The sequence below is a fragment of the Bdellovibrio sp. HCB337 genome, from assembly GCF_047302465.1.
GTDB lineage: Bacteria > Bdellovibrionota > Bdellovibrionia > Bdellovibrionales > Bdellovibrionaceae > JACMRP01.
Window position 1 is genome coordinate 1,393,321 of sequence record NZ_CP178621.1, and the last position, 22,345, is coordinate 1,415,665.

23 protein-coding genes are annotated in these 22,345 nt (G+C 45.0%); 11 read left to right on the plus strand and 12 right to left on the minus strand.

Translation table 11 applies throughout. The annotated features are described in order from the left end of the window. Window positions 1-91 precede the first annotated feature (91 nt). Complete coding sequence (efp, locus tag ACLWBB_RS06715) at window positions 92-658, minus strand: elongation factor P (protein ID WP_413290843.1); 567 nt, start codon at window positions 656-658, stop codon at window positions 92-94. Between the two features lie 67 nt (window positions 659-725). After that, window positions 726-1,598 carry a tetratricopeptide repeat protein gene (locus ACLWBB_RS06720; RefSeq protein ID WP_413290844.1) on the minus strand — a complete coding sequence of 291 codons (873 nt, stop codon included), beginning with the start codon at window positions 1,596-1,598 and terminating at the stop codon, window positions 726-728. A 102-nt stretch (window positions 1,599-1,700) separates the two neighbouring features. Here ACLWBB_RS06720 and ruvC point away from each other — a divergent pair, with 102 nt between their 5' ends. The 6 genes from ruvC to ACLWBB_RS06750 are packed head-to-tail and all read left to right on the plus strand — an operon-like array spanning window position 1,701 to window position 6,771. Beyond that, window positions 1,701-2,207: a crossover junction endodeoxyribonuclease RuvC gene (gene ruvC / locus ACLWBB_RS06725; protein ID WP_413290845.1), complete on the plus strand. Its 507-nt coding sequence runs from the start codon at window positions 1,701-1,703 to the stop codon at window positions 2,205-2,207. A gap of 11 nt (window positions 2,208-2,218) precedes the next feature. Beyond that, entirely contained in the window at window positions 2,219-2,806 is a 588-nt protein-coding gene (gene ruvA, locus ACLWBB_RS06730) for a Holliday junction branch migration protein RuvA (protein WP_413290846.1), read from the plus strand. Between the two features lie 39 nt (window positions 2,807-2,845). Beyond that, window positions 2,846-3,844, plus strand: a complete 999-nt coding sequence (gene ruvB / locus ACLWBB_RS06735) for a Holliday junction branch migration DNA helicase RuvB (RefSeq protein ID WP_413290847.1) — start codon at window positions 2,846-2,848, stop codon at window positions 3,842-3,844. A gap of 21 nt (window positions 3,845-3,865) precedes the next feature. Then, the gene (locus ACLWBB_RS06740; protein WP_413290848.1) at window positions 3,866-4,870 is read left to right on the plus strand and encodes an asparaginase; all 1,005 of its coding nucleotides are present in this window, start codon (window positions 3,866-3,868) and stop codon (window positions 4,868-4,870) included. A gap of 18 nt (window positions 4,871-4,888) precedes the next feature. Beyond that, on the plus strand, window positions 4,889-5,938 hold the full coding sequence (locus tag ACLWBB_RS06745; protein ID WP_413290849.1) for a sugar ABC transporter substrate-binding protein: 1,050 nt from the start codon (window positions 4,889-4,891) through the stop codon (window positions 5,936-5,938). Beyond that, window positions 5,935-6,771: a substrate-binding periplasmic protein gene (locus tag ACLWBB_RS06750; RefSeq protein ID WP_413290850.1), complete on the plus strand. Its 837-nt coding sequence runs from the start codon at window positions 5,935-5,937 to the stop codon at window positions 6,769-6,771. The genes ACLWBB_RS06745 and ACLWBB_RS06750 overlap by 4 nt, the downstream gene beginning before the upstream one ends. Here the strand turns inward: ACLWBB_RS06750 and ACLWBB_RS06755 are convergent. Then, the gene (locus ACLWBB_RS06755; protein ID WP_413290851.1) at window positions 6,768-8,078 is read right to left on the minus strand and encodes a hypothetical protein; all 1,311 of its coding nucleotides are present in this window, start codon (window positions 8,076-8,078) and stop codon (window positions 6,768-6,770) included. The two genes, ACLWBB_RS06750 and ACLWBB_RS06755, sit on opposite strands and share 4 nt — an antisense overlap. A 152-nt stretch (window positions 8,079-8,230) precedes the next feature. Beyond that, window positions 8,231-8,638, minus strand: a complete 408-nt coding sequence (locus ACLWBB_RS06760; RefSeq protein WP_413290852.1) for a bacteriohemerythrin — start codon at window positions 8,636-8,638, stop codon at window positions 8,231-8,233. Between the two features lie 115 nt (window positions 8,639-8,753). Between ACLWBB_RS06760 and lpxC the strand changes: the two genes are divergently transcribed. Then, complete coding sequence (lpxC, locus tag ACLWBB_RS06765; RefSeq protein WP_413290853.1) at window positions 8,754-9,662, plus strand: UDP-3-O-acyl-N-acetylglucosamine deacetylase; 909 nt, start codon at window positions 8,754-8,756, stop codon at window positions 9,660-9,662. Between the two features lie 17 nt (window positions 9,663-9,679). Next, a complete protein-coding gene (locus ACLWBB_RS06770; RefSeq protein ID WP_413290854.1) occupies window positions 9,680-10,123 on the plus strand; it encodes a hypothetical protein in 444 nt (147 codons plus the stop codon). Here ACLWBB_RS06770 and ACLWBB_RS06775 read toward each other — a convergent pair. Then, window positions 10,096-10,497 (minus strand): hypothetical protein, encoded by a 402-nt coding sequence (locus ACLWBB_RS06775; protein ID WP_413290855.1) that lies wholly within the window; start codon window positions 10,495-10,497, stop codon window positions 10,096-10,098. The genes ACLWBB_RS06770 and ACLWBB_RS06775 overlap by 28 nt on opposite strands. A 735-nt stretch (window positions 10,498-11,232) precedes the next feature. Between ACLWBB_RS06775 and ald the strand changes: the two genes are divergently transcribed. Beyond that, window positions 11,233-12,339, plus strand: coding sequence for an alanine dehydrogenase (gene ald, locus ACLWBB_RS06780; protein ID WP_413290856.1), 1,107 nt, complete (start codon window positions 11,233-11,235; stop codon window positions 12,337-12,339). 69 nt (window positions 12,340-12,408) lie between these two features. Here ald and ACLWBB_RS06785 read toward each other — a convergent pair whose 3' ends face one another. The 6 genes from ACLWBB_RS06785 to ACLWBB_RS06810 form a co-directional block, all read right to left on the minus strand. Next, the gene (locus tag ACLWBB_RS06785; protein WP_413290857.1) at window positions 12,409-13,662 is read right to left on the minus strand and encodes a hypothetical protein; all 1,254 of its coding nucleotides are present in this window, start codon (window positions 13,660-13,662) and stop codon (window positions 12,409-12,411) included. Between the two features lie 167 nt (window positions 13,663-13,829). After that, on the minus strand, window positions 13,830-15,368 hold the full coding sequence (locus ACLWBB_RS06790; protein WP_413290858.1) for an ATP-binding protein: 1,539 nt from the start codon (window positions 15,366-15,368) through the stop codon (window positions 13,830-13,832). Window positions 15,369-15,373: 5 nt separating this feature from the next. Further along, window positions 15,374-16,054 carry a response regulator transcription factor gene (locus tag ACLWBB_RS06795; RefSeq protein WP_413290859.1) on the minus strand — a complete coding sequence of 227 codons (681 nt, stop codon included), beginning with the start codon at window positions 16,052-16,054 and terminating at the stop codon, window positions 15,374-15,376. Window positions 16,055-16,196: 142 nt separating this feature from the next. Continuing rightward, window positions 16,197-16,589, minus strand: a complete 393-nt coding sequence (locus ACLWBB_RS06800) for a YchJ family protein (protein ID WP_413290860.1) — start codon at window positions 16,587-16,589, stop codon at window positions 16,197-16,199. Between the two features lie 2 nt (window positions 16,590-16,591). Beyond that, window positions 16,592-17,815: a L,D-transpeptidase gene (locus tag ACLWBB_RS06805; protein ID WP_413290861.1), complete on the minus strand. Its 1,224-nt coding sequence runs from the start codon at window positions 17,813-17,815 to the stop codon at window positions 16,592-16,594. Window positions 17,816-18,038: 223 nt separating this feature from the next. Then, window positions 18,039-18,812, minus strand: a complete 774-nt coding sequence (locus tag ACLWBB_RS06810) for a hypothetical protein (protein ID WP_413290862.1) — start codon at window positions 18,810-18,812, stop codon at window positions 18,039-18,041. Between the two features lie 320 nt (window positions 18,813-19,132). On the opposite strand from ACLWBB_RS06810, the gene ACLWBB_RS06815 reads away from it, so the two are divergent. Together ACLWBB_RS06815 and ACLWBB_RS06820 are read left to right on the plus strand one after the other, a co-directional pair. Beyond that, entirely contained in the window at window positions 19,133-20,449 is a 1,317-nt protein-coding gene (locus tag ACLWBB_RS06815; RefSeq protein ID WP_413290863.1) for a hypothetical protein, read from the plus strand. 6 nt (window positions 20,450-20,455) lie between these two features. Further along, window positions 20,456-21,550 (plus strand): DUF2252 family protein, encoded by a 1,095-nt coding sequence (locus ACLWBB_RS06820; protein WP_413290864.1) that lies wholly within the window; start codon window positions 20,456-20,458, stop codon window positions 21,548-21,550. Here the strand turns inward: ACLWBB_RS06820 and ACLWBB_RS06825 are convergent. Beyond that, the gene (locus tag ACLWBB_RS06825) at window positions 21,510-22,286 is read right to left on the minus strand and encodes a substrate-binding periplasmic protein (RefSeq protein WP_413290865.1); all 777 of its coding nucleotides are present in this window, start codon (window positions 22,284-22,286) and stop codon (window positions 21,510-21,512) included. The two genes, ACLWBB_RS06820 and ACLWBB_RS06825, sit on opposite strands and share 41 nt — an antisense overlap. Window positions 22,287-22,345: the final 59 nt, after the last annotated feature.

Below are 22,345 nucleotides of genomic sequence, written 5' to 3' on the forward strand. Positions count from 1 at the left end.
ATTTTGCCTCTCTTTTTTGGTAAAAAAAAGCCCCGAAACTTGAGAGTTTTCGAGGCTAAAGTCTTAAGGAAATCTCGACCTAAGGATCGGATTACTTCATGTTCACGCGTTCTACGTAGTCACCAGAATCTGTGTCGATACGAAGAGTGTCGCCTTCATTGATGTGAAGTGGAACTTGAACAACGAGTCCAGTTTCCATAGTTGCAGGCTTTGTCGCGCCAGAAACGCGGTCGCCTTTGATTCCTGGATCTGATTTTGCCACTTTCAAGTTCACAGCTTTTGGAACATCAACGGCAACGGCTTTTTCATTGTAAAGCAAGATCACAACTTTCAAGTTTTCAGTGAGGTAATATTTGGTTTCACCCAAATCATCTTCACTCATTGTGAGCTGCTCATAGGATTCTTGATCCATGAAGCTATAGCCTGTGTCGTCTTTGTACAGGAACGTCATTTCTTTGTTTTCAACGTTAGGAACTTCGAATTTTTCACCAGATTTGAAAGTTACTTCAAGATTTTGGCTTGTAAGCATGTTTCTCAGTTTTGTGCGGGTGAATTGGTTGCCTTTACCTGGTTTTACGTGTTGGAAATCAACGATCACGTAAGGCTTACCTTCAACCATGATCTTCAAACCTTTTTTAAAATCGGCTGTTTCGTACATTGCATCCTCATTTGAGTTCGAAATTTAGAGGATCCATATAAACTTAGGGGACGGGGGGAGGTCAAAATTAAAGCTGTCGATACTCATTGATATTGCGAAGCATCATCTCGAGAACTTCGAGTTTTCGCTGCTGAATGGCCTTTTCTCGGGACTGCAACGGTTTTAAAGGAGTCGCTTGGTCTTCCTCCGTCGAAGTTGCCATCATGCCACCACTACGGCTGTGCAGAAGCTTCATTCTTTGCAAAATCTCGGGATGATCGCCAAATTCGGTTTGGGTATCGCTAAGAAGCATTTTTGCTTTATTCAAATCATTGCGAACAATGAAAGCATCGATCAATGAAAGCATGCGCTCCATCGCTCGCGGAGGGGCCGCAGATGGCTTTTTCAAGCCTGACGCCGTGGCCTCTGTGATCTGAGAGGTTTGGTGAATCACGGATTCTTCTTTTTCTTCTTCATCTTCGATCCAGAATTGCTCTTTCAATGAGCCGATTTTGCTCATCTCGAACACGTCGTCATCGTATTCATCGGCCGTGAGGCTTTCAAGTTTCGAGACCGCTTTGCGAGCACGTTCGCTCTGAGGATTTAAGAACAAAACCATCTTAAAGGCTCTCAGAGCCTCTTTCGGGCGCTTGCTCTGTAAATAAACTTCAGCTTGAAGGTGGTGCGCTAAGATGTTTTCCGGAGAAAGTTCGATCGCTTTTTGAACAAATTTGAGGCTGTCTTCCGGACGGCCCATGTCTTTCATGATGCGGGCATAAACGACGTACCCAGAGGCAAAAGATGAGTGACGCTTCACTCCGGCGCGGGCAATTTGTTCGGCTTCTTTGAGCATTCCCATTTCGCGGTAAGCTTCGGCAAGGGGGGCAAACACCTGAGAGCTTGGATCTTTTTGCAGAATCACTTGGTATTTTTCAATGGCGCTTGCTTCGATTTTGGGCATATTGTTTGATTTTCCCCTTGAAGAAGATCATGACATCTCAGCCCAAGAAATTCAATAGAGCTTTTTATTGACCTCCCCTAGGAGACGAATTCAAATACCCTGATGAGTTCATTGATTTTAGGCGTAGATCCCGGATCTCGCGTGACAGGTTTTGGTTTGGTGCGTGTTCATCGTGGTCAGATGGAACATGTCAGTCATGGCGTTATCGTCATGGACACGGACGGCGATTTTCCAGATCGCATGTTAGAGCTAGGCAGTGCCTTTCGTGAAATCATGGAAAAGTACAAACCGAATCACGTCGCGATTGAAAAAATCTTTCTCGGCAAAAATGCTGACAGCGCGTTTAAGCTGGGGCATGCACGTGGCGTTGTAATGTACGAAGCTATGCGTGGCGGAGCCAAGGTTTTTGAATATGCTACTCGCGTGGTAAAAAAAGGCGTCACCGGGGATGGTGGAGCCAGCAAAGAGCAAGTACAGGCAGTTTTGAAAGCCTTGTTGCGTTTGCAAAAGATTGAGCGCCTGGATGCTTCGGATGCCCTTGCGATGGCTTGCCATCATGCCTACGAAGTACAAAGACAGCAACTCGTGCGTCGGGCCGTTGAAATTTAGTTGGAGTTTTTATGATCGGTTATCTCAAAGGTATTGTAGTTGAAGTTGCAGAAGACTCCGCATTGATGGATGTGGGTGGCGTGGGTTACGAGATTTTGGCGTCAGCCAATACTCTTTCAGATTTGCAAGGTCTGCTTAGCAAAGAAGTGATCGTTTGGATTCACACTCACGTGCGTGAAGATGCGTTCCAACTTTTTGGTTTCCACTCAAAAGAAGAAAAGAATTTGTTTTTGTCTTTGCTAAAAGTGAACGGCGTGGGACCGAAGATGGCTCTCAGCATTCTTTCTGGTGGCCGTGTTGAGCAAATTCACGAGATGATCGAAAGTAGCAATGCAAAAGCACTTTCAAGTTTACCAAAAGTCGGCAAAAAAACGGCCGAGCAAATTATTTTAACTCTCAAAGGCAAGTTGGTTCTTTTAGAGCCGAAGACGGGCGCGAAAAAGAAAATGTTGGTCGCTCATCCTGAAATCACTTCTGCGTTGCTGAACTTGGGCTTTAAGCCGCAAGCCGTAGAGCAATTTGTAGCAACCTTGCCAAAGGATGCCGGTGTTGAAGACGGCGTTCGTAAAGGACTCGCGGCCCTTTCACAACCGCTGTAATTATAGAGATTGGACGAGTTTATGGAGACAGGAATTAAAATGGGAAGAATCTTAGAGGGAGATCCGATGGAGGGTGAAAAATCCTGGGAGAATATTCTACGTCCTCAGAGTTTTTCGGATTTTCCAGGGCAAGATGAAGTCAAAGATAAGCTTAAAATTTTCGTAGGCGCTGCTAAAGGCCGTGGCGAATCTTTGGATCATACTTTGTTAAGCGGTCCTCCAGGTTTGGGTAAAACAACTCTGGCAAAAATCATTGCCAACGAAATGAACGTGGATTTCAAAGCGACCTCAGCTCCAGCCATCGATAAAAAAGGTGATTTGGCGGCGATTTTAACAAGCTTAAAACCACACTCGGTACTGTTCATCGACGAGATTCATCGTCTGAGCCGCCAAGTGGAAGAGTATCTGTACACGGCGATGGAGGATTTCTATATCGACATCGTGACCGGAGACGGTTTGGGTGCGCGTTCTATGAAATTTCAGTTGGCGCCATTTACCTTGGTAGGTGCGACGACGCGTGCGGGGTTGTTGAATGCTCCGTTCAGAGATCGTTTTGGCATCGTTGAAAGATTGAATTTCTATGACAAAGGATCTTTGCAACAAATTCTTGAAAGAGATGCAAAGCTTTTGAATATCGCGATTCAGCCTGAAGGTGCTGAGGAAATTGCTCGACGTTCTCGTGGAACGCCTCGTGTGGCGATTCGTTTATTGAAGCGTGTGCGTGACTTTGCGCAGGTGCAAGGAAATGGCTCGATCACTAAGGATTTGGCAAATTCTGCATTGAACAAATTGGGCGTTGATCGTTTTGGTTTGGATCCCATGGACCGTCGTATTCTTCAACTGATTCATGACAAATACGCGGGTGGCCCTGTCGGTGTGGACACCATCGCGGCAGCTCTGAGTGAAGAGCGCGATACGATCGAGGAAGTTTATGAGCCCTTCCTTTTGCAAGAAGGCTTTTTACAAAAGACTCAACGTGGCCGCATGATCACAGAATTTGCCAAGAACCAAGTATTCGAAACTCCTTTGAACAACTAATATTCTCTAAAAGGATGTTCCATGAAATCAAGAGTTCCTCTTTCCGTTGAAGTACTCAGAGGCTCGGTTGTTGAAAGTCAACACCAGGTCTTAGCTGTTGTCGTGGATGAAAGAGCGGTACCTGTCTTGTTTTGGGGGAATGTCGATTATCTAACGTTCCCGCGTTCTGCGATTAAAATGTTACAAGCTTTGCCGGTCTTAGAGTCGGGAGCTGCCGAGGCTTTTGGCTTTGAAGCTCGTCATATTTGCTTAGCGTGCTCTTCACATCGAGGTGAAAAAAATCACATCATCGGTGTGGCCGAGATGATGAAAAAAGCAGGCATTCGTGAAGAACAATTGGTTTGTGGCGGTCATTACCCAGCTAACGAAGCCACAGCTCATGAGATGATCCGTCGTAGTCTGCAACCAACTCCAATAATTAACAACTGCTCTGGTAAGCATTCAGGGATTATTGCGACCTGCTTGCACCTGAAAGAAAATCCGGAAGGCTACGATAAGTACGCGCATCCGGCCCAAGTGCGCTTACGCAAAGTTTTATCTGAGGTCACACGTTTTGATCATAACAAAGCTCACTATGGGATCGATGGTTGTGGAATTTTGACCTATGCCATGCCTTTGCAAAATATGGCGATTGGCATGATGGCGTTGATCAACCCGAAAGAAAGTGAACGTCGTCGGGTGGCTGGAAAGCGTATTATTGATTCTGTTCGCCACGAAGCTTTCTATTTATCTGGGACGGATGATTTTACGTCAGACATCATCCAAAAAACTCATGGTCGTGCCATTATTAAAAACGGTGCCGAAGGCGTTTTCTGCGGAGTTCTTCCGGAAAAAGGATGGGCCTTTGCCGTGAAAGCAGAGGACGGCAATACCCGAGCTTCTCAAGCGGCGACGGCATTCTTGTTGCAAAAACTGGGTGTTTTAAACGAAGAAAATCAAACAAGCCTTAAAAAATACCTAGAGCCAAAAATAAAAAACTGGAAGGGAACCGAAGTAGGAAGTATCCGTGTAAAGATGCCTAGCTAGCGCATCTTAGGGGGCGGTTTGTTGCCAAACATCTTAGTGCTTCTTCTGAGTTTCATGTTTGCAGGAAACGCGTTGGCTCAAGAGCCAACGCCGTCGTGGAATATTGCGGTTCTGTATTGGAGCATGAACATCGAAGGCCAAGTGGCTATGAGAAAAGGCCTTGAAGCCGAAGCCGAGAAATACAACAAAAGCCACAGTAAAAAAATCAAAATCACTCCTTACGTAGCTGGCGATGGTAAAGAGGGAATACGAAATCAAGTTCAGCAATTCAAAACGGCCATTCAATCGAATCCCGACGCTATCATCATTCAGCCGACAGATAATGCGGCTCTTTCGGGGCCTCTCAAGGTTGCTAATCGTAAAAAGATTCCAGTTATTGCCTATGATCAGTACATCGTCGACGGTAAATTACGCTCGTTTATTACCAGCAACAATTATCAGGCGGGTGAACTGAACGCTGAATACATCATGTCTTTTTATAAACGTACAGACACGATTAAAATCGTGGTCTTTGAGTATCCCAAGGTGTCTTCCACCACCGATCGCGTAGAAGGTTTTTTTGATACACTTCGCAAAGCTGAACAAAATTTTCTGGTCCTAAAGACTTACGAGGCCGTTGAGCCAGTCGGCGGTAAAAAAGCGGCCCTGGAATTCCTAAAAGATTTTCCTGTGAAGGGCAGTGTGGATGTGATTTTCTCAGTGAACGACGGGGGTGGTCTTGCTGTTGTCAGCGAACTTCTGAGCGCCGAACGAACCGAGATTAAGCAAGCGACAGTCGATGGAGATCCAGCTTCGGTCCAAAATGTAGTGAATAAGAAAATTACGGTGATCGATTCAGCACAGTTCTGCGGTGAAATCGGCAGACAGAGTTTTTTAGTGACTGCCGATGTTCTTAACGGAAAAAAAGTTCCCGCAAAAGTACTAGTACCGACTTTTCCCATCACCGAGAAGACAGCGGGTAAATATCCTGGTTGGTCAGGGGAAATTCCGAACGCCTTTCGTAAACCATGGGCGAAAGATAATAAGTGGTGGATGGGAAGAGTGCAAAAGAGCGGGGGGCTTTTATGAAGATCCTTTTAGCTCTGGTACTATCCATATTTGCCAGCTTTGCTTTTGCTGAAACAAAACTAAAAATCGGTATCGATCCACTGATGCCCTATTTAGGAAAGAATGTAAAAGGCGAGTGGGAGGGGTTCTTAGCAGAGATCTTTAATACGGTTGGTAAAAACAGCAATGTCAAATTCCAGTTTATCGAGATCCCGCTGCCTCGTCAGGTTCAGTCTTTGCAAAAGCGCGAAGTCGATTTTTTGATTCTTCCCGGATTTATGGTGCGCTATCTACCTGATGTCAGCATCGTTTCTGCGGCCCTGGGTGTGAGTTTCGCCGGCGCGCTGACGACTTTACCTGAAGATGAAGTGATCATCGATTTTGAAGATCTGGCTGGAAAATCGATTTTACTGACCTATATGGGACCTGAAACAGACAATCTTCGTAAAGGGTTGGCCGAGAAAGCGAATGGTACAAAGAAGACCAGTTCAGCTACGCCCGGCGGAAACAAGAACACGGAGAAAGCGACCGAGATCGTCGAGATTTCGGGGTATGACATCACCGAAAGAATGATGTTGATGATGAATGATCAGCGAGCTGATGTGGCTCTCGGGGATTACAATATTCTTAGATACAGCCTTTTGCGTGCGAAACTGAAAAATATTCGTTTGGTCCCGACGTCGTTGACGGGATTTAGTCCGATTATCTTGGTTTCATGGAAGGGTCACAAAGACTTTCCATTGGTCGACCGGCAAATGAAAGCTTGGTTTAAAAAAGCCCGCAAGAATGGCGAGCTTCAAAAAATGCTCAATAAGTATAATCTCGAAGATTGGCAGAATCTACTGTCGCACTAGTCAACGACATCCAAATAGATCTTTTTGCTTAGGCGTGGGAAGAGTTGTACACGGATAAAGACTGGGTCGAATTTAAACTTAAACACACCCAAGCTCATCAGTGCAAATTCAGCGATAATAGTTCCAGAGACATTTCCTTGATAGCGGCTATGAACGATGGGTGCATTCAAGACCAATCTTTCGAAAGAAATGCTGCGGCCTTCACCACGGCAAGAAGCATCGTACAGCGTCCCTGTCGCAGCTTCAATCAACTGAGCTTCTGCAACAACGGATTTACCGAACGCCAAAGGATCTGTGCTTTGACGAACATAGAAGCTAGGCACAGTCCACATGTCGCGGTAGCGAGTTAACAAAGAAGAACCAGCTGCAAAGCTTGGTGAATTAACTTCAGTTGTGTATTGAGAAGTTGGATCACAGCTTGTAACACCAACGTTAGTAGCGCCAAGGCCCATCGCGATGGATTTGGTGCTTGTGATTTGCAAGTTACGGTTGTCATCAGAGCTTGTGTAAGTGATCGTGCCGTATGTAAATACCGATCCGATCACATGCAGGCGGCAACCGTTGCGAGTATTCACCTGAAGATTTTGAAGTAATAATGGACCGCGGATCACCACATCACCGTCGCAATTGAGCACGCTGCTATTCTGGAAAAAGGTGCCGCGGTCCTGAAGACCTGCAATTTCGACGGAGTCTGGTTTGTCCTTAATATATTTCATGCGTTCATTCGGTGCCAACGCGAATGCTGCAATAAGATCGCCCTCAGTCGGAGCCCCGATATAAACGCGGCTTTTTTCATAGACCTGAGTAGCTTTGGTTCCCGCAAACGTGGACTTGGCGAATTGCGAGCGAATATAGTTACCAAGAGTAGCTTGGCCAGTTGCAGAGACCAAGTTGCTAGGAAGAGCAGCTTTAGGAACGATGGCAGATTGAGGGTTTGGGAACTCCATCGTGTTGAAGTTATTCCCGTGGTCTCCGTAGATACCACCGCTATTCCACCATTTTTGCTCTGGAGCTTGAGAGAAGAAATAGTCTTTTCCAGCGCCATTACCTTGATAACCGAAGTCGGTAAGGATGTTGGATTCAACTTTGGCGTGGCATTGGATACAGCCCATTCCGCGGATCGCGAGGGCTGGTTCTAATTTAAAGAGGACATCATTTCCGGGTGTCTCAACTCCGGACGCATCGGCACTAGCATTGCCAGAACCATTGTTGCTAGAAGCGTCAGTGACATTAAAGCCTGAACGTTGGCAGTTCTGGAAAGATACAACTAGAATAGCAATCCCAAAGCCTACCATCAGTTTCTTCATGCGTGTGTCCCCCGAAGAGTATCTAGTTGCAAATCAAGGACCGTCTTAAAACGATGGAGTGGCTGAGGCGCACTCCACAGTTTCTACACTGTCAGCTTTCAAGACGATTTTTCTCAGAGTGAGATTGCTTGATCCCACGCTTTCGAGCAGTTTTAGCCCGCTTTCTTATTGGCAATCTCACCATATTTCATATCAATGCCTGCAATATGGGCTGTCAGCCATACTTTAAGGAATCGGAAGAACTCATCTGTCAAAGTTTTGGTCTTCTCAAAGGTCTTCACGTGTTCGTCCAGCTTTGCGAGCAGGTCTTTGTGTATCTTTTTGTGAACATTCGCGTGGCTATAGGGAAGCGTGTCGAAGAACTTTTCTTCGTGATCAAAGTGCGTGATTGTCCAACTTTGCAACTCTTTCGCAATCGCGACAAGCTCACCATGAGGAGCTTTCTCCTCGTGTCGAGTCGCAAGCTTATTCATGATGTTGATGAGTTTAATGTGTTCTTGATCCATTTTATCGACATGGATACTGAGTTTATTCGGGTCCCACTGGAAAATATGAGCCATATTGGCCTCCTGTTTGAGTGAATTTCTTATCGGCCCAGAGGTTCGAAAATTGAGCCTGGTATTGAAAGAAACAGGTTTTTTTGACACTCATGTCGCCTTCGGGTAGAGTGGGATCATGTTTTTACAAAAAACCATTCATAAGAAAACCGTCGTCCATGGCATTGGCATTCACTCTGGCGATCCGTGCACACTCACATTTCGTCCAGCGCCACCAAACACCGGGGTTTACTTTGTAAGAACAGACCTACCGGGGGCACCTTCTTTGAAGGTTTCAGCGAAAAATGTGCAAGCGACCTCACATGCAACAACAATCGGTGGAGCTACTTTTAGCGTTGCCACTATTGAGCATTGTTTATCTGCACTTTCGGCCCTGAGAATTGATAATCTTTTTGTTGAATTAGATGGTCCTGAAATCCCCATCTGTGATGGCAGCGCGAAGGATTTCTTAAAGGCTCTTTTAGAAGTGGGTTTGGTCGAGCAAGATCAGCCACGTAAGTATTGCTACATCACGGAACCAATTTATTTCTCAGAAGGCGAAAAGCACGCCTACGTAGTTCCGTACCATGGCCTCAGACTTACAGTAACAATCGACTTTCCTCATCCAGCAATTGGCCTTCAAAAGATGGACATCGACGTCAATGAACAAAGTTTCGGTCGTGACGTAGCAAACGCAAGAACCTTCGGTTTCCTAAAAGACGTAGAAGCCTTAAAAGCAAGAGGCCTAGCAAAAGGCGGAAGCTTAGATAATGCGATCGTGCTTGATGCCGAAGGCATCATCAACCCAGAGGGCTTGAGATTCGCAGACGAATTCGTAAGACACAAAACACTAGACGCTTTGGGTGATCTAGTGACATTAGAAATGCCTCTAATGGGGCACGTGGTCCTTTATAAAGCCGGTCACGATGTTATGAATAAGCTTGTCCGTAAGATTATGGACTCGCCTCAGTGCTTCCGCCACGTCGAACTTGGTGCTGACATCAGCGAGGAAGTCCAACGGTTTTCTGGCTGGGTAATTCCTCAATGAGTTTGATCTAGTCAGAGATGGCTTTAGCAAACATTCCATATAAAATTAAATTCTTTGTTCATCCGATTCCGCTAACGGCAGTAGCCGTCATGGCATTGAACGATCATTGGGGAAAGTATGCGTTTCCGGGAATTCTTACCGGCAAACTGAGTGATTTCTGCGGCGTCTTTTACTTACCGATTTTAATGTTAGCGTTGATCGTGGCCTTCGATGAACTCTTTGGTGTTAACAAGTTTCGTCTAAGCAAGCGCACGACAATAGTTGCGATTCTTTTTACTGATTTCTTGATGGTTCTGGTAAAACTTTCCCCGGCAAGTGCTCGCGCGATAGAGGCTTTTTTCGCAAATTACCTATTTCAAATACAGTTGATCCAAGATCCGACAGATTTGACTTCTTTGCTCGTCAATCCATTGACGTATTTGTATTTGCGTCGTTATTGGATGGCCTCAAAGGAAACCTGACAAACAGCTTGGCCATACTCTGAGCACGTATAAACGATCAGGGGAGTGCCCCCGTAGTTTTGTTCGGCGCGGATACAAGTTCTTTGGACTCCATTCATGTTCTCGATGATTTGAGTCGTGAAAGTTAAATTCAAATTATAAGTCGGCAAACCATAGTTATAGAAACTGCGGTTGGCAGGAGACTCGATCAATTCGTTGTCGATAACAACTTGGTCCTGAGTGATAGCTTGCGGGCAATTCGAAGCCACATAGTATTCCTTGCGAGCCAAAGACTCGGGAGACACATAGTCCCTCTTTTTCGACGTAGCCACCGTGACGACTGAAGAGGCCAAAAGAATTAACATTGTAAAAGCAATTCTTAAATTTTTACGCATAGTTGTCTCCATGCCTATATCAATAAGCAAACGTCATACCTGTTTAGCTGCAGTACATTGGCGGACATCACCAAAACCAATAACAGCCGGACAGAATACGTCACTTAAGTTACTTGAGACGTACTTAGAGATCTCAAAATGAGATGCCGACGCGGGGTTTGAATTTCGCGCGAGCCGTGGACTTTGCGCTCTTCCCATAAGGGGGACGGCCTTCCGGGCGCCGCTTGAGCCCTCATCTCACACAAAATTCAAATTTCTTCGGAACAAAATATTCTTAGTCATCTAGCACGATAACAACTTCCTTTTGGCGTATGGCTTAGCACGGAGTCTCAGAGTCTATGCGCGCCAACGAACTGACAGAGGCGCGCGCGAAGAACAATGAAATCGCACAGACCAAAAATTCATTCCCACAAAACCCACAATCGTGCCCTACCACTTTGGGATACAGAGACGAATTTCCTGGGAGGGGTTTGGGGCAGTTTCCGGAGGCGCCTCGGCGGGGGCTGGATGCCCCTCAAAGTGCCTGTACTCAGGCGCTTTGAAGCCGCGAGCCCTGGAGGGGCGTGCCCGGAGGAAACTGCCCCAAACCCCTCCCAGGAAATTCCCGACTCCGGAGCCCAAAAGAACAGAGCGTCATGATGCAACAGGTTAAGGGAGGAAGAGAGGAACCGGTCTTGCAATTCTAAGGTGATCTGGCATATTTCGACATTGTTACGAAAACGTAGGGAGATATTTATGTTAATCGGGGTTCCTAAGGAAATTAAGATTTCTGAAAATCGTGTAGGGATGACAGAAGCGGGCGTTCGCCAGCTAGTTAAAGAAGGTCACTCTATCATCGTTGAAAAAGACGCGGGTGTTGGTAGCGGTATTACCAATGAACAATACGAAAAAGCCGGCGCGAAAATCATCGACACTAAAAAAGAAGTTTACGCTAAAGCTGACATGATCATGAAAGTGAAAGAGCCACTTCCAGATGAATATGATCTCATGAAAGAGAACCAAATCATCTACACTTATCTTCACTTGGCAGCTGAGCCAAAATTGACAAAAGTTCTTTGTGAAAGAAAAGTAAAAGCGATCGCTTACGAAACAATTCAGTTGGACAACGGTACTTTGCCACTTTTGACTCCTATGTCTGAAGTTGCGGGCCGTATGGCGACTCAAATCGGTGCTTACTATTTGCAAAAAGATCACGGCGGTAAGGGCATCCTTATGGGCGGCGTGACAGGCGTGAAACCAGGTAAAGTAACAATCATCGGTGGTGGTGTTGTTGGTACGAACGCTGCGAAAATGGCAGTGGGCTTGGGCGCTTCTGTAACAATCCTTGATGTGAGCACACCTCGCTTGGAATACTTGGATGATATTTTCCAAGGTCGTTGCATGACTTTGTTCTCGAATGCAAAAAACATCGAAGAGTCAGTAAAAGAATCTGACTTGGTAATCGGTGGTGTATTGATCACTGGTCACAAAGCTCCAACATTGGTTTCTAAGGACATGATTTCTTCTATGTCTAAAGGTTCTGTTGTTGTTGACGTTGCGGTTGACCAAGGTGGTTGTATCGAGACTTGCCGTCCGACTTCTCACCAACAGCCTACATACGAAGTTGATGGCGTAATCCATTACTGCGTACCTAACATGCCAGGCGTTGTTCCTCGTACATCTACTTATGCTTTGACGAACGTGACTTTGAAGTACGCTTCAATGTTGGCAGCAATGGGCGTTGAAGATGCTGTTGCTAAAGACAAAAACCTTTTGAAAGGTTTGAACGTTTACGGTGGCCACGTAGTTTACGAACCAGTTGCTCGCGACTTGGGTATGGAATACAAGGCTTACAAGCCGTAGTCGGCTTTTAAATTCCGATTTAAGAAAACCCACGCTTCGAAAGAACCGTGGGTTTTTTATTTTTAGAGATTAAAATACTTCAGCAAGGTATTCGGAAAACTGCGGAAAGTTCATGGCTCCGCAGTGACCACCGAACGGGAAGATCACCGCGCGGTTTTGGAACTTATCTTGGATCCAGGCGATGTCGCCGGCTTTTAGAATAAAATCATCGGCAGTGTGGACCATGAAGATGTTTTTGTGAGTCTGCACGTGTTTGCCGAACTGATAGAAACTGACTTCTTTATTCAGATCTTCGATTGTGTAGTCGGGTCCTTTTTGCTGGCGCACGTTTGGATAGACGAAGGAATTCATATACTGCATGAAAGAGTACTGACTGGATTCATCATAGCGCTGGTTACGTTTATAACGCGAAACGGGACTTTTTAGAATCTTAAGATCATTTACTTGTTGGCTTGCAAAGATCACGTCGCGAAGACTGTCGCGGAAACTTCCGCCAATCAGATACGCTAAATCTTTTTCATCGAAATTAAGTTCGTTGAAAGCCTCCTGCAAAAGTGCAGGATCCGTGAAATCGGCATCCTCGTTCATATATCTGCCACCAACTTCAGCGACGCGATTGAAAACGGTGATTTTACGTCCGCGGCCGAGTTTATTGCCGAGATCGTACAAATGATCCAAGGATTTCACGGCGTGCATAAGATCTAATGGTGGATCAATCACCAAAACGCGACGGAAGTTAAATGCTTTTTCTGTTTGATCTAGGCGATGCATGAAAACACTTTGCAAGCCGCCTAAAGAATAGCCCACCAAAGAGAACGTCTCGGGCTCGAGCTTTTTTTCCTCAGACAGTTTTTGAGAAACCTTTTGTAAAGCTCCATAGAGGTCTTCGGCGTCCCGTGGAGTATAGCCAGGAAGGCCGCTACGGCTGCCAGAAACGGCGAAGGTCCAAGAGAACGCATCATCCATAGTGACTGTGTGATAGCCTAAGCTGTAAAGCTTCTCGGCCAAGAATAAAGCCCCAGAAGCCTCAGAAGTTCCACCGGTTCCTGGAATTACAAAAACCAACGGAGCTTTTTTGTTTTTTTGAAGCTGGTAAGTGAAGTGAAGATCAGACTCTTTTTCAAACAAGAACACCTTTGGGCGATCGGGAAATACTACTAGCTTTCCACGAGTAGCTTCATCTTCCTTGGGGGAAACCAAGGTTTGAGTGATAGTCATCGCAAGAGGATTTGCCAAAACTTTGTAAGGTTTTTGCGGGGCCTGATTGGCCAACGCGAAGAAGGGTAGGAACACCCCCACTAAGAACAACGACAAGATACGCATGGGAACTCCAACTGGTATAAGAATAGAACAGTTTTAAAGGAGATTTTAGAGGGCCACAAGACCTCTTTAAGAATGCGAGATTTCCTTACAGAATAATTTCACGAGTGAGTGGGGAAGGTCACAAATCAATCATTTGCTTCAAAGACCCTGCAAAGAAGTTTTGATAACTAAAAGGTCTTCGGCAGAGTGATTCTTAAGATCGCGCCTTGAATGTCGCCCGAGTGTGAGTGCTTATTTTGAATATCGACAGTGCCGCCATGAAGTTCGGCGATGGTCTTCATGATCACAGATCCTAGGCCGATCGAGTAATGAAGGCCACTCACTGCGCGAGCCCGGTAGTCCTTGCGTTTTCCGAAAGACTCTTGAGCTTCCGCCGAGAACCCCGATCCATCATCCTCAATGGTAACTTCGAAGCTAGAATCTTTCTCGGTAACGGTCACTTGGATACTTTTGCGGGCATATTTTGCAGCATTATCAAGCCCATTGCGCACAAGACGAGTGATCAAGTGTGGATCTCCTAAAAGCCCATGGTCGCCTTTGTCAGATACTTTGGATTGGAAATGCCATTGGACTGAGTCCGAAGTGCTAGCGCCTTTGCGTGATTTAACTTCCTGAGAGATCAACTCTTCCAAGTCGATTGCTTCGGTGGATTTTTTGTAGTGAGGTTCATCAATCGTTGCGATGGTCAGAAGCTTTTCAAGAAGGTCACGAAGGTATGTGACTTCGCCGCCGATGATATTAAAGAGTTCCTCGCGCTCGCTCTCGGAAATCTTCGCAAAGTGGTATTTCAAGGTCTCATACGCAGTGGTAAGACCCGTGAGTGGTGTGCGTAAGTCGTGTCCTAGCTCTTGCAAAAGATTTTTACGCGATTTTTCGGTTTCATGAATTCTTAAAACCAAGCGCTCAATCTCGTCGGCCATGCGGTTAAAATCCAGCATCAGAACGCCGAATTCATCGACACGCTTAATCTCGAACCTTGCTTTGAGGTCGCCGCGCTCAAGACGTAGCAAAACGGCCTTGGCGTCCTGAGATTTCTTTCGCATATATAAGAAGGTCATAAGTAACGAAAAGAAAATCGCCACAGACACTGTCGTGAATGTCATTAGCGCTTGCGTGGCAAAGATCGGCCCTGAAAAGAAGGGTCTGCGGCCTTCGGTTAGTACCAGATAAACCGGAGTTTTGGTCTCTAACTTTGTAATATAAATCGCAGGTGAAAGACGAAAGAAGCTTTCGTTTGTCGTGATTTCGTGTGCGATGTCAGAACGCTGAATTTTATCCCAGCTCTCTGGAAGAGGTTTTTCATCATTCTTTGCAATGATGTCGCCAGCTTCAGAGACCACCCACATATTCATGCGTGGAGGTGGTGGAGGACCGCCGGGGCCGCCACCGCGAGGTGGAAAGAACCCAGCGCCAGGAGGCGGAGGACCAAATCCTGGTGGCGGACCAAATCCAGGAGGAGGGCCGAAGCCTGGCGGTGGTGGAGAGCCGTGAGGTCCACCAAAGCCACCAAAGGTATGTTGAGATAGCATGGATGAATCCAAAGGACGTTCTTCGATGCTTGTTGCAATAGACAGCATCATAAAACGACGATGATTGCTGGCGCCATAGTCCATGATCTTGTTCAAGCTGAACAAAGAAATCAGGCTAAGGAGTGTAGCTCCTGCTAAGCCAAGTAGTACTAATCGTGCCAGCGCTGTACTTTTCATAAATATTAAGAAGGTCTTTTCCAAACCAAACGATAACCGACACCGTAAACTGGAAGAATTTGAATTTCTTCTTTTCCGGCTTCGCGCATTTTTCGACGCAAGTGACTCATATGAGAGTCAATGGTTCTGTCATAAAGCTCAGAGTTAGGTTCCAAAATACCAAGTATTTGTTCCCGCGAAACAACTTCTTCGGCTTTTTTCGCAAGGATGATGAGAATATCAAATTCTCTTTTTCCAAGAGAGATTGGTTGATCAAATAGAGTTGCGGTTCTTTTATCAATACTCATTTTAAGAGGGCCATGGCTGACGACGTTGCGCTCAGGCTCTGCGCGTTTCATGGCTTTATTCATGCGAACTTTGAGTTCTTCGGTGCCGAAAGGTTTGCGGATATAGTCTTCAGCACCGATATTCATGCCTTCAACAACGATGGCTTCGTCAGTACGTGCACTTAAAAACAAGATCGGTACGTTGTGGCCCATAGCGCGGATCTTTTTGCAAAGATCCAAGCCACTTCCATCGGGAAGATTCACATCCAATAACAGGATATCGAATGGAGTTGTTGAAACGCTCTCCCAGCCGTGTGCGATATTTTCCGCAACGCTGACGTCATAGCCACTGAAAGAGAGGCTCATTTTAAGACTTTTAGAGATCTGTGGGTCGTCTTCGACTAGTAGTACTTTAGGCATCTTAACGTCCTTCCCCTTATTAGAGTGTGGAACTGCAAGGGATGACTTCATTCTCACATGGGAGAAGTTAAAACGCGAATCCATAGTTAATCCATAGTTTTGCATAAAACTATGGAAACGGATCAGAGTGATTCATTTGGGGCTATTTTCGGCTGTGAACTTTGCCTTCGCGGAAATACCAAACACCAGCTTGTTTTCTGAACTTGCTTATTTCGTGGTGGATGTATTCTACGTCATTTTCGATGTAGTGAGCTTTGAATTCGACGACAGCTTTGTTACCGTTTTCTTCAGCGCGAACGATTTCAAGTTTAAAAAGATTCATGCGTTCGGCCCACTCGCGGTTGCCTTCGTGATCAAAATCCATCGAGGTCTGAGGATCTAGAGTCTCTTCAAGATAGTCGTACTCTTTTTTGACGAAAGCGGAGTAGCGAGAGCGCATGAGTTTTTCGGCGGTAGGAGCGGACTCTTCACCAGAGTGTAAGAGTCCACAACATGCTTCATAGGAGTTTTCTAAACCACAAGGACAATTATTCATGCTTACAAGGCTACACCAGGATTCGAGTATCCATCAAAGAGAATAATCAAAGCTTTGTAACCTGGACGCACTCTTGAAGGATCTTTGACCTGCTCCTGTGGAGAAGGAAGTTGGCTATATCTGTTGAAATCCATCAAGTCTTGTTTCTGAAGGTTCCAACCGTCTCCACTTTTTGGGAATTTCGCAACGCCTTCAGTATAAGACATACCTGGGCTCAAGCTACGATTGAACATCAATGAACGCATAACGCCAGACAAGTTTGGTTCGATGCGCGCGCAGCCGTGAGAAGCGCGATTGCCCAAGCGACCAACATTGCCAGTCGGAGTACCGTGAATCGCAATACCAGATACTTTACCTGCTGTAGTTTGATTGAGCATATATTGATAGTCGATGAACATTGTGTAGATCATACCCTTACCATGAACTTGCTCAGTACGGCCAACACGGTAAACACCAGAGAAAGTTCTCATACCGCCGCCACCGCTGATACCAGTAGAGGTCAGGATGCCCTCTTGATCCATAGCTCGCTTAAGGTAGGCAGGGTTCATGTATGGAGCAAGTTCTGCTTCTGTTTGAATTGCATTGCCAATCAACTGAGTTTGAACACCCGTGATTTGACCGTTGTCGTTGCGTTCAAAAATCGGAGCGCCTGGCACAGCTCTGCGGAAGTACTTAATACGTTGACCGCGTGGGAACTGAGCAATTTTGTGTGAACCTTCACCAGAGTTGATGAAGATAAAGGCGTCAAAGTCATTTTCCATATCTGGAGAAATGCTTGTGATGACCTGCTCGAACGTTAACTTATTAGTATTATAGTAAACTTTGAGAGTGTTATAAAAATCAGGCAACTGAATAAGACCGTTCGTCAATCCCAAGAAAGTGATCAAAGGAGCGTCATTGGAAAGGATAGCCTCTTGATCTTGAGACGAGAAAGGATTGTTTTTGCCCTTATTTAGTTTTTGATAGGTTTCTTCAATAAGCTGTAATGCTTCTTCGTCATTGTCTACTACTGAAGTGCTCACTTGATTTATGTCAGTTGAGCGGGCACTGGTATACTGAAGGGTGGCATCCTGAGATTGCGGAATATATTTACTAGGATTTACCATTCTCTGCTGAATAATCTCTGCTGCAGCTTTAGAGACCTCTGGCTTTACCTGCCAAGCATGGGAGGTCGCTGAAATACAATGAACTGCCGCGATCATAGGAATTACTAGCTTTTTAAACATAAGAGGCATCCTTCGTATGAAGTTAAATGTTCACATGGAGTTCCATAGCCAGAGATATGCCACGCTCCAGTTCGTTTAATTGCAGATAAAGCATTGAAACTGTCTAAGGGGTTTGAGGGTTGCCCCAAATTGTCTGTAAAAACTACCTGTCAAAGGAGTAGACAAATAAAAAGGGGAGCTTAAAAGCTCCCCTATATATAGGTGTGCGGAATGTCCCGACTTCCTAAAGTTTCTGTGGGCAGATTTTCGCTTTTAAGTCTGCTGCGATTTTCATATTCGGATCTGGTTGGAAAGATTTTATTTTGGCGCGGAGACGATCATAGTTGCTGCCAACGTTGTTGCCATCGGTATTGCGATTCCAATAGCTGACTGCTTGGTCTACTGTATAGTCGCAGAATTGGCGAAGTGTGTAGGCAGAAATTAAACCGGATGCGTGCCAGCCATTCCAGCAGTGCAGATAGATTGGGCCGTGGTCAGATTCACTCGTTAAGCGCTTATAAATTAGATTCAATACAAGACGAGCGTCAGAGTCTTTTAAGTGAGGTGTTGCCTGCACATAATTCAGAGTCTGCTTGGTGTTGATTACTGATTTACAGCTCGTTACTTTTTGAGCTGTATTGTAGTTTGTTGAATACAAATAAACCGCAGTGCCGAAGCCTTCTTCGCACATGTTTTTCAGAGCACTGTTTTGCAGGGGATTTTGGTTCGCGCGCTTTTTATACTTGTTGTAAACGTTGTTCGCGCCACCACGGTACACAACACCATTGAGAACGGCCCGGAAGTTACGAACGCCATAAAGATCTTCACGACCGTTGCCATGATTGTCGACAAGCTTGTCGTAGGGGTTTTTGAGCGGGTAGCGATTCTGGTAAAAATAAATCGCCTCTGTTTGTGTTGAACTTTCAATTCCAAGATCTAATTCTTGCGCGTGTGCACAGAGTGAAGAGCCAAGAATTGTGGCCAATAAAACCAGCAGAATATTTTTTTGTTTTGTCATGAAGCTATTGTGACGGAGGCATGACGAAAGTGTGAAGTGACGAGCAAGAAAATGGACCTAGGTCCGGAGCTGCGTTTTCAAAGAAGTGTTATGAAAAAAATGTTTTGGTTAGTTTTGTTTTTATTTTGTTAGGATCGTAACTCCATAAATCGATGCCGGGCCGCTGTCTAAAAAAATGACAGCGGCTGCCGCTTTAAGGCTTGGAAGGTTTCTAAATCTGACGGATTTTCCTGGAACTCGTTTTAAAAGCTTATTAAATCAAATCATATTGGCCCTGTCTTTGAAAGTATCCAAATGAACTCTTAACAAAAGGTTGATTTATGCTTTCGAATTTAATGGCTCTTTTTGTACCTATGACAATGGCTGCCTTAAATCTATCCACGCCTCGTGGTGAGCAAATTATTAAAATCCCTGCTGCTAATTCTTCTCAATCAGAAATTTGCGTAATTCCTAAGAAATATCCAAATGCGGTGTACTCGCCAAAGGATATCAAGTCAGAACAAGAGCTTTGTAGTTTGAATGGGACTCAACCTGCGGCTTTATGCCCAAAGATGGTCAGTACAAATCCTGCTGTAGAGTTTTACTCTGTTCCAGAGGGAATGACGGCATCTCAAGTAGAATCAAAACGTTGTGATGTTGAGGGTTCTAAGAAACTTGCAAAGTACAAAGGCAGCATTAGCTGCAGTTATACTCCGTCACTTTTAGCTTATTATCATATCTCTAGAATCCTTGGAAACGTAGTTCAAGTTCCACCAGTAGTTCTTCGTACAATGGACTTGAAAGAACATCGCGAAATCGCAGCAAAAGCAGCGGTTGCAGTACCAGCTAAAGATTCACTTTTAAAACAAATCTGGCAAGGCTTCTCGAACCACTTGAATGCAGGTGCTTCAAGCTCTAAAAAAGACGCTTTATTCACTTCTGATTTCACTCAGTCTTACGGCGCTCTTCAACAAAATCCACGCAACGAAGAGAAATATACTGAAATGTTCTTCTCTGCAAAAGCTCCGCAAACACGCGCTGAAGCTTTCGGTGCTCGTAGCCCGATCTATGCACTTCTTAAAGATTCAAGCAGCGTAAAGTCTCTTGTTGGTACTCAATGGACGGCTTCAAACGTTCAAAAGCTTCTACAAATGCAAAACGTAGCTGACATGATCGTATTGGATCACATGCTCAGCCAACAAGACCGTTTCGGTAACGTTCACTATTCTAATACGTTCTACTACTTGGATTCATCTACTGGTACTCCGGAATTGAAACGTAATAATAAGATGGACGAAAACGAAGTGCGCGCTACTAATGCAGTCATGGTTAAGCACATGATGTTGAAAGATAACGACTGCGGCGTTACCAAAGACAATGCTGCTAAAAAAGCTGGTTTGTTAAAGCGCCTTTCGCACATCAGCCCAAGCACTTACGCGCGTTTGTTGCGTTTAAATGCTGACATGTCTACGGAAGCAACTCGTACCTTCTTCATGGACGAGACTATGATGACGAAAGCAGACTATTCATTGGTAAAAGAAAACTTGAGCGAAATCGTTCAAACTTTACAGAAGGCCTGCAAAGAAGGCACTTTGAAGCTTGATTTGGATATGGATGCTCACTTTGCTAACAAGCAAATTAACCAAAGCTGCGGATAGGTTATTGTGGCCAGTACAGTTCTCGCATGCGCATTAGTTTTTACTCTGAATGGAACCGCCGCGCAAAGCGTCGGTCCTAAAGATATTCCATTTCAACAAGTGGAGCTTTCTAAAAACATTTCGCAACTATTGCGTAGTAACTCTGGCCATTATTGGAAAACGGCGGCAACTGATGTCAGTAGACTCGGAGATTTATCCAACTATATTCAAGAACAGGGAACGATCAATGGAGATCCTCACTTAGGAAACTTCTCGGTCATTCCTATTACTAGCAAAAAAGGTAAGGAAGAACTTAAATTCCTAAACATCGACTTTGACGATGGTGGACGCGGTCCTTTTGCATTGGAATTCGCACGCTATGTAGCGGTCGGGAAGGCCTCTTCTAAAGATATTAAAGTGAAAGATCTCTGCAATGCCTACTTAAGTGGCCTTCGTGGCGAGAAAATGAAAGAACCTGCTACTATTCGTGATGCTGAGAGTATCACCAGTGCAGAGTACGCCGAACTTAGAACCAAATATGTGCAAAAGCGCGTGTCTGGAAACAAATTTAAAGAGATTCCTGGTGAAATCGAAAAATGGGATGGTCATCCGAATAAAGAAGACGTATCCGCAGTCATTAAAAACTATGAAGTCTTGGATGTTGCCAAAAGACCTATGGAGCGTGGAGGCAGTTTAGGCAGTCTTCGCTTGTGGGTTTTGGTCAAAGATAAAAGTGGCAATAAGCGTATTCTTGAGTTGAAAGAGTACCAAGAGACTTCCCTGGCTGAATACCAAGCTCAACCGGAAATGAATCATCGTGTAGCAGATCTTTTTGAGACCTACTGGAGAAAGACAGACCCTAGCTCATACACCCTAGAAAAGGTTTTCGATCGCGTCTACTGGGTGCGAGAGAAGAAAGTAACAGTGCTAGAGTATCAAGACAAAGTGCAAGAAGATGAGGCGCGCATTTATATCGCGAACCTTATTGGCCGTTTCCAAGCCCGTCAGGCTGAAGGCGCCGCATATTTAGCTAAGATCGAAAAAGATCCAACGCGTTTTAAAGAGGCCGTAAAAGCTTTTATTAAAGACTACCTGGGGACTGCAACAGCGGCGATGGAATAGCAGGACCAAACGCCTTCTTAAGTCGTGCATCGATGGCACCATTGATAAGATCCAGTTTCTCTAGCAGCGGCGACTTCTTGGATATGGCATAGAAAGATTCTTGCTCGGAAATACTTTGGCGACTTGAAGCGATCGACAAGCTGAAATTTGATTTTTGAATAGTCCACTCACCAACACTTCGTTCAATAGCTACCAAATCAATACGTTTTTCATTCAGCTGCGTGAAAAGAGAACTCAAATCATTTGCATGGTGCAGGTTGTTTTTAATTTGAAAGTTTTCTTCCATATTTTTATCAATATAAGTCCCTAACAAAGTTCCTAATTTTAAATGACTGAGCTCACTCCAGTTTTTCCATTCAAGGCCGTTTGGAAAAGACTTTTTTCTGTAAAAGAGAACTGTTTCCTGCACGAAAGCGGGGCGTGTGAAAACCAGGGTTTTTTCGCGAAGGCTTGTTTTGTAGATTGGAAGAACGCCATCCAGGGTGCCTTTAGCAGTTTCCTGCAGGCAACGAGTTAGAGGTAACAGAATAACTTTAAATTTCAGATTTATTGCCTGACCAAGCTCTTCGAGCGCTTGGACTTTAAGGCCTTCACGAGTGTACTTGTCAAATTCACCTACTGCGAACGGAGGATAGGGATCGTAGCAAAAAACAAAGCCCTTCTCTTCAGCAGTTGCTGTGTGCCTGCTGAAAACGAGTATAAGCATCATCATGATGAGAGCTCGTATCTTTTTCATTGCTTCATGTTATGCCCAAAAGTGAAAGCTCACAAGCTTAGTAAACTTTGTTTGCGGCC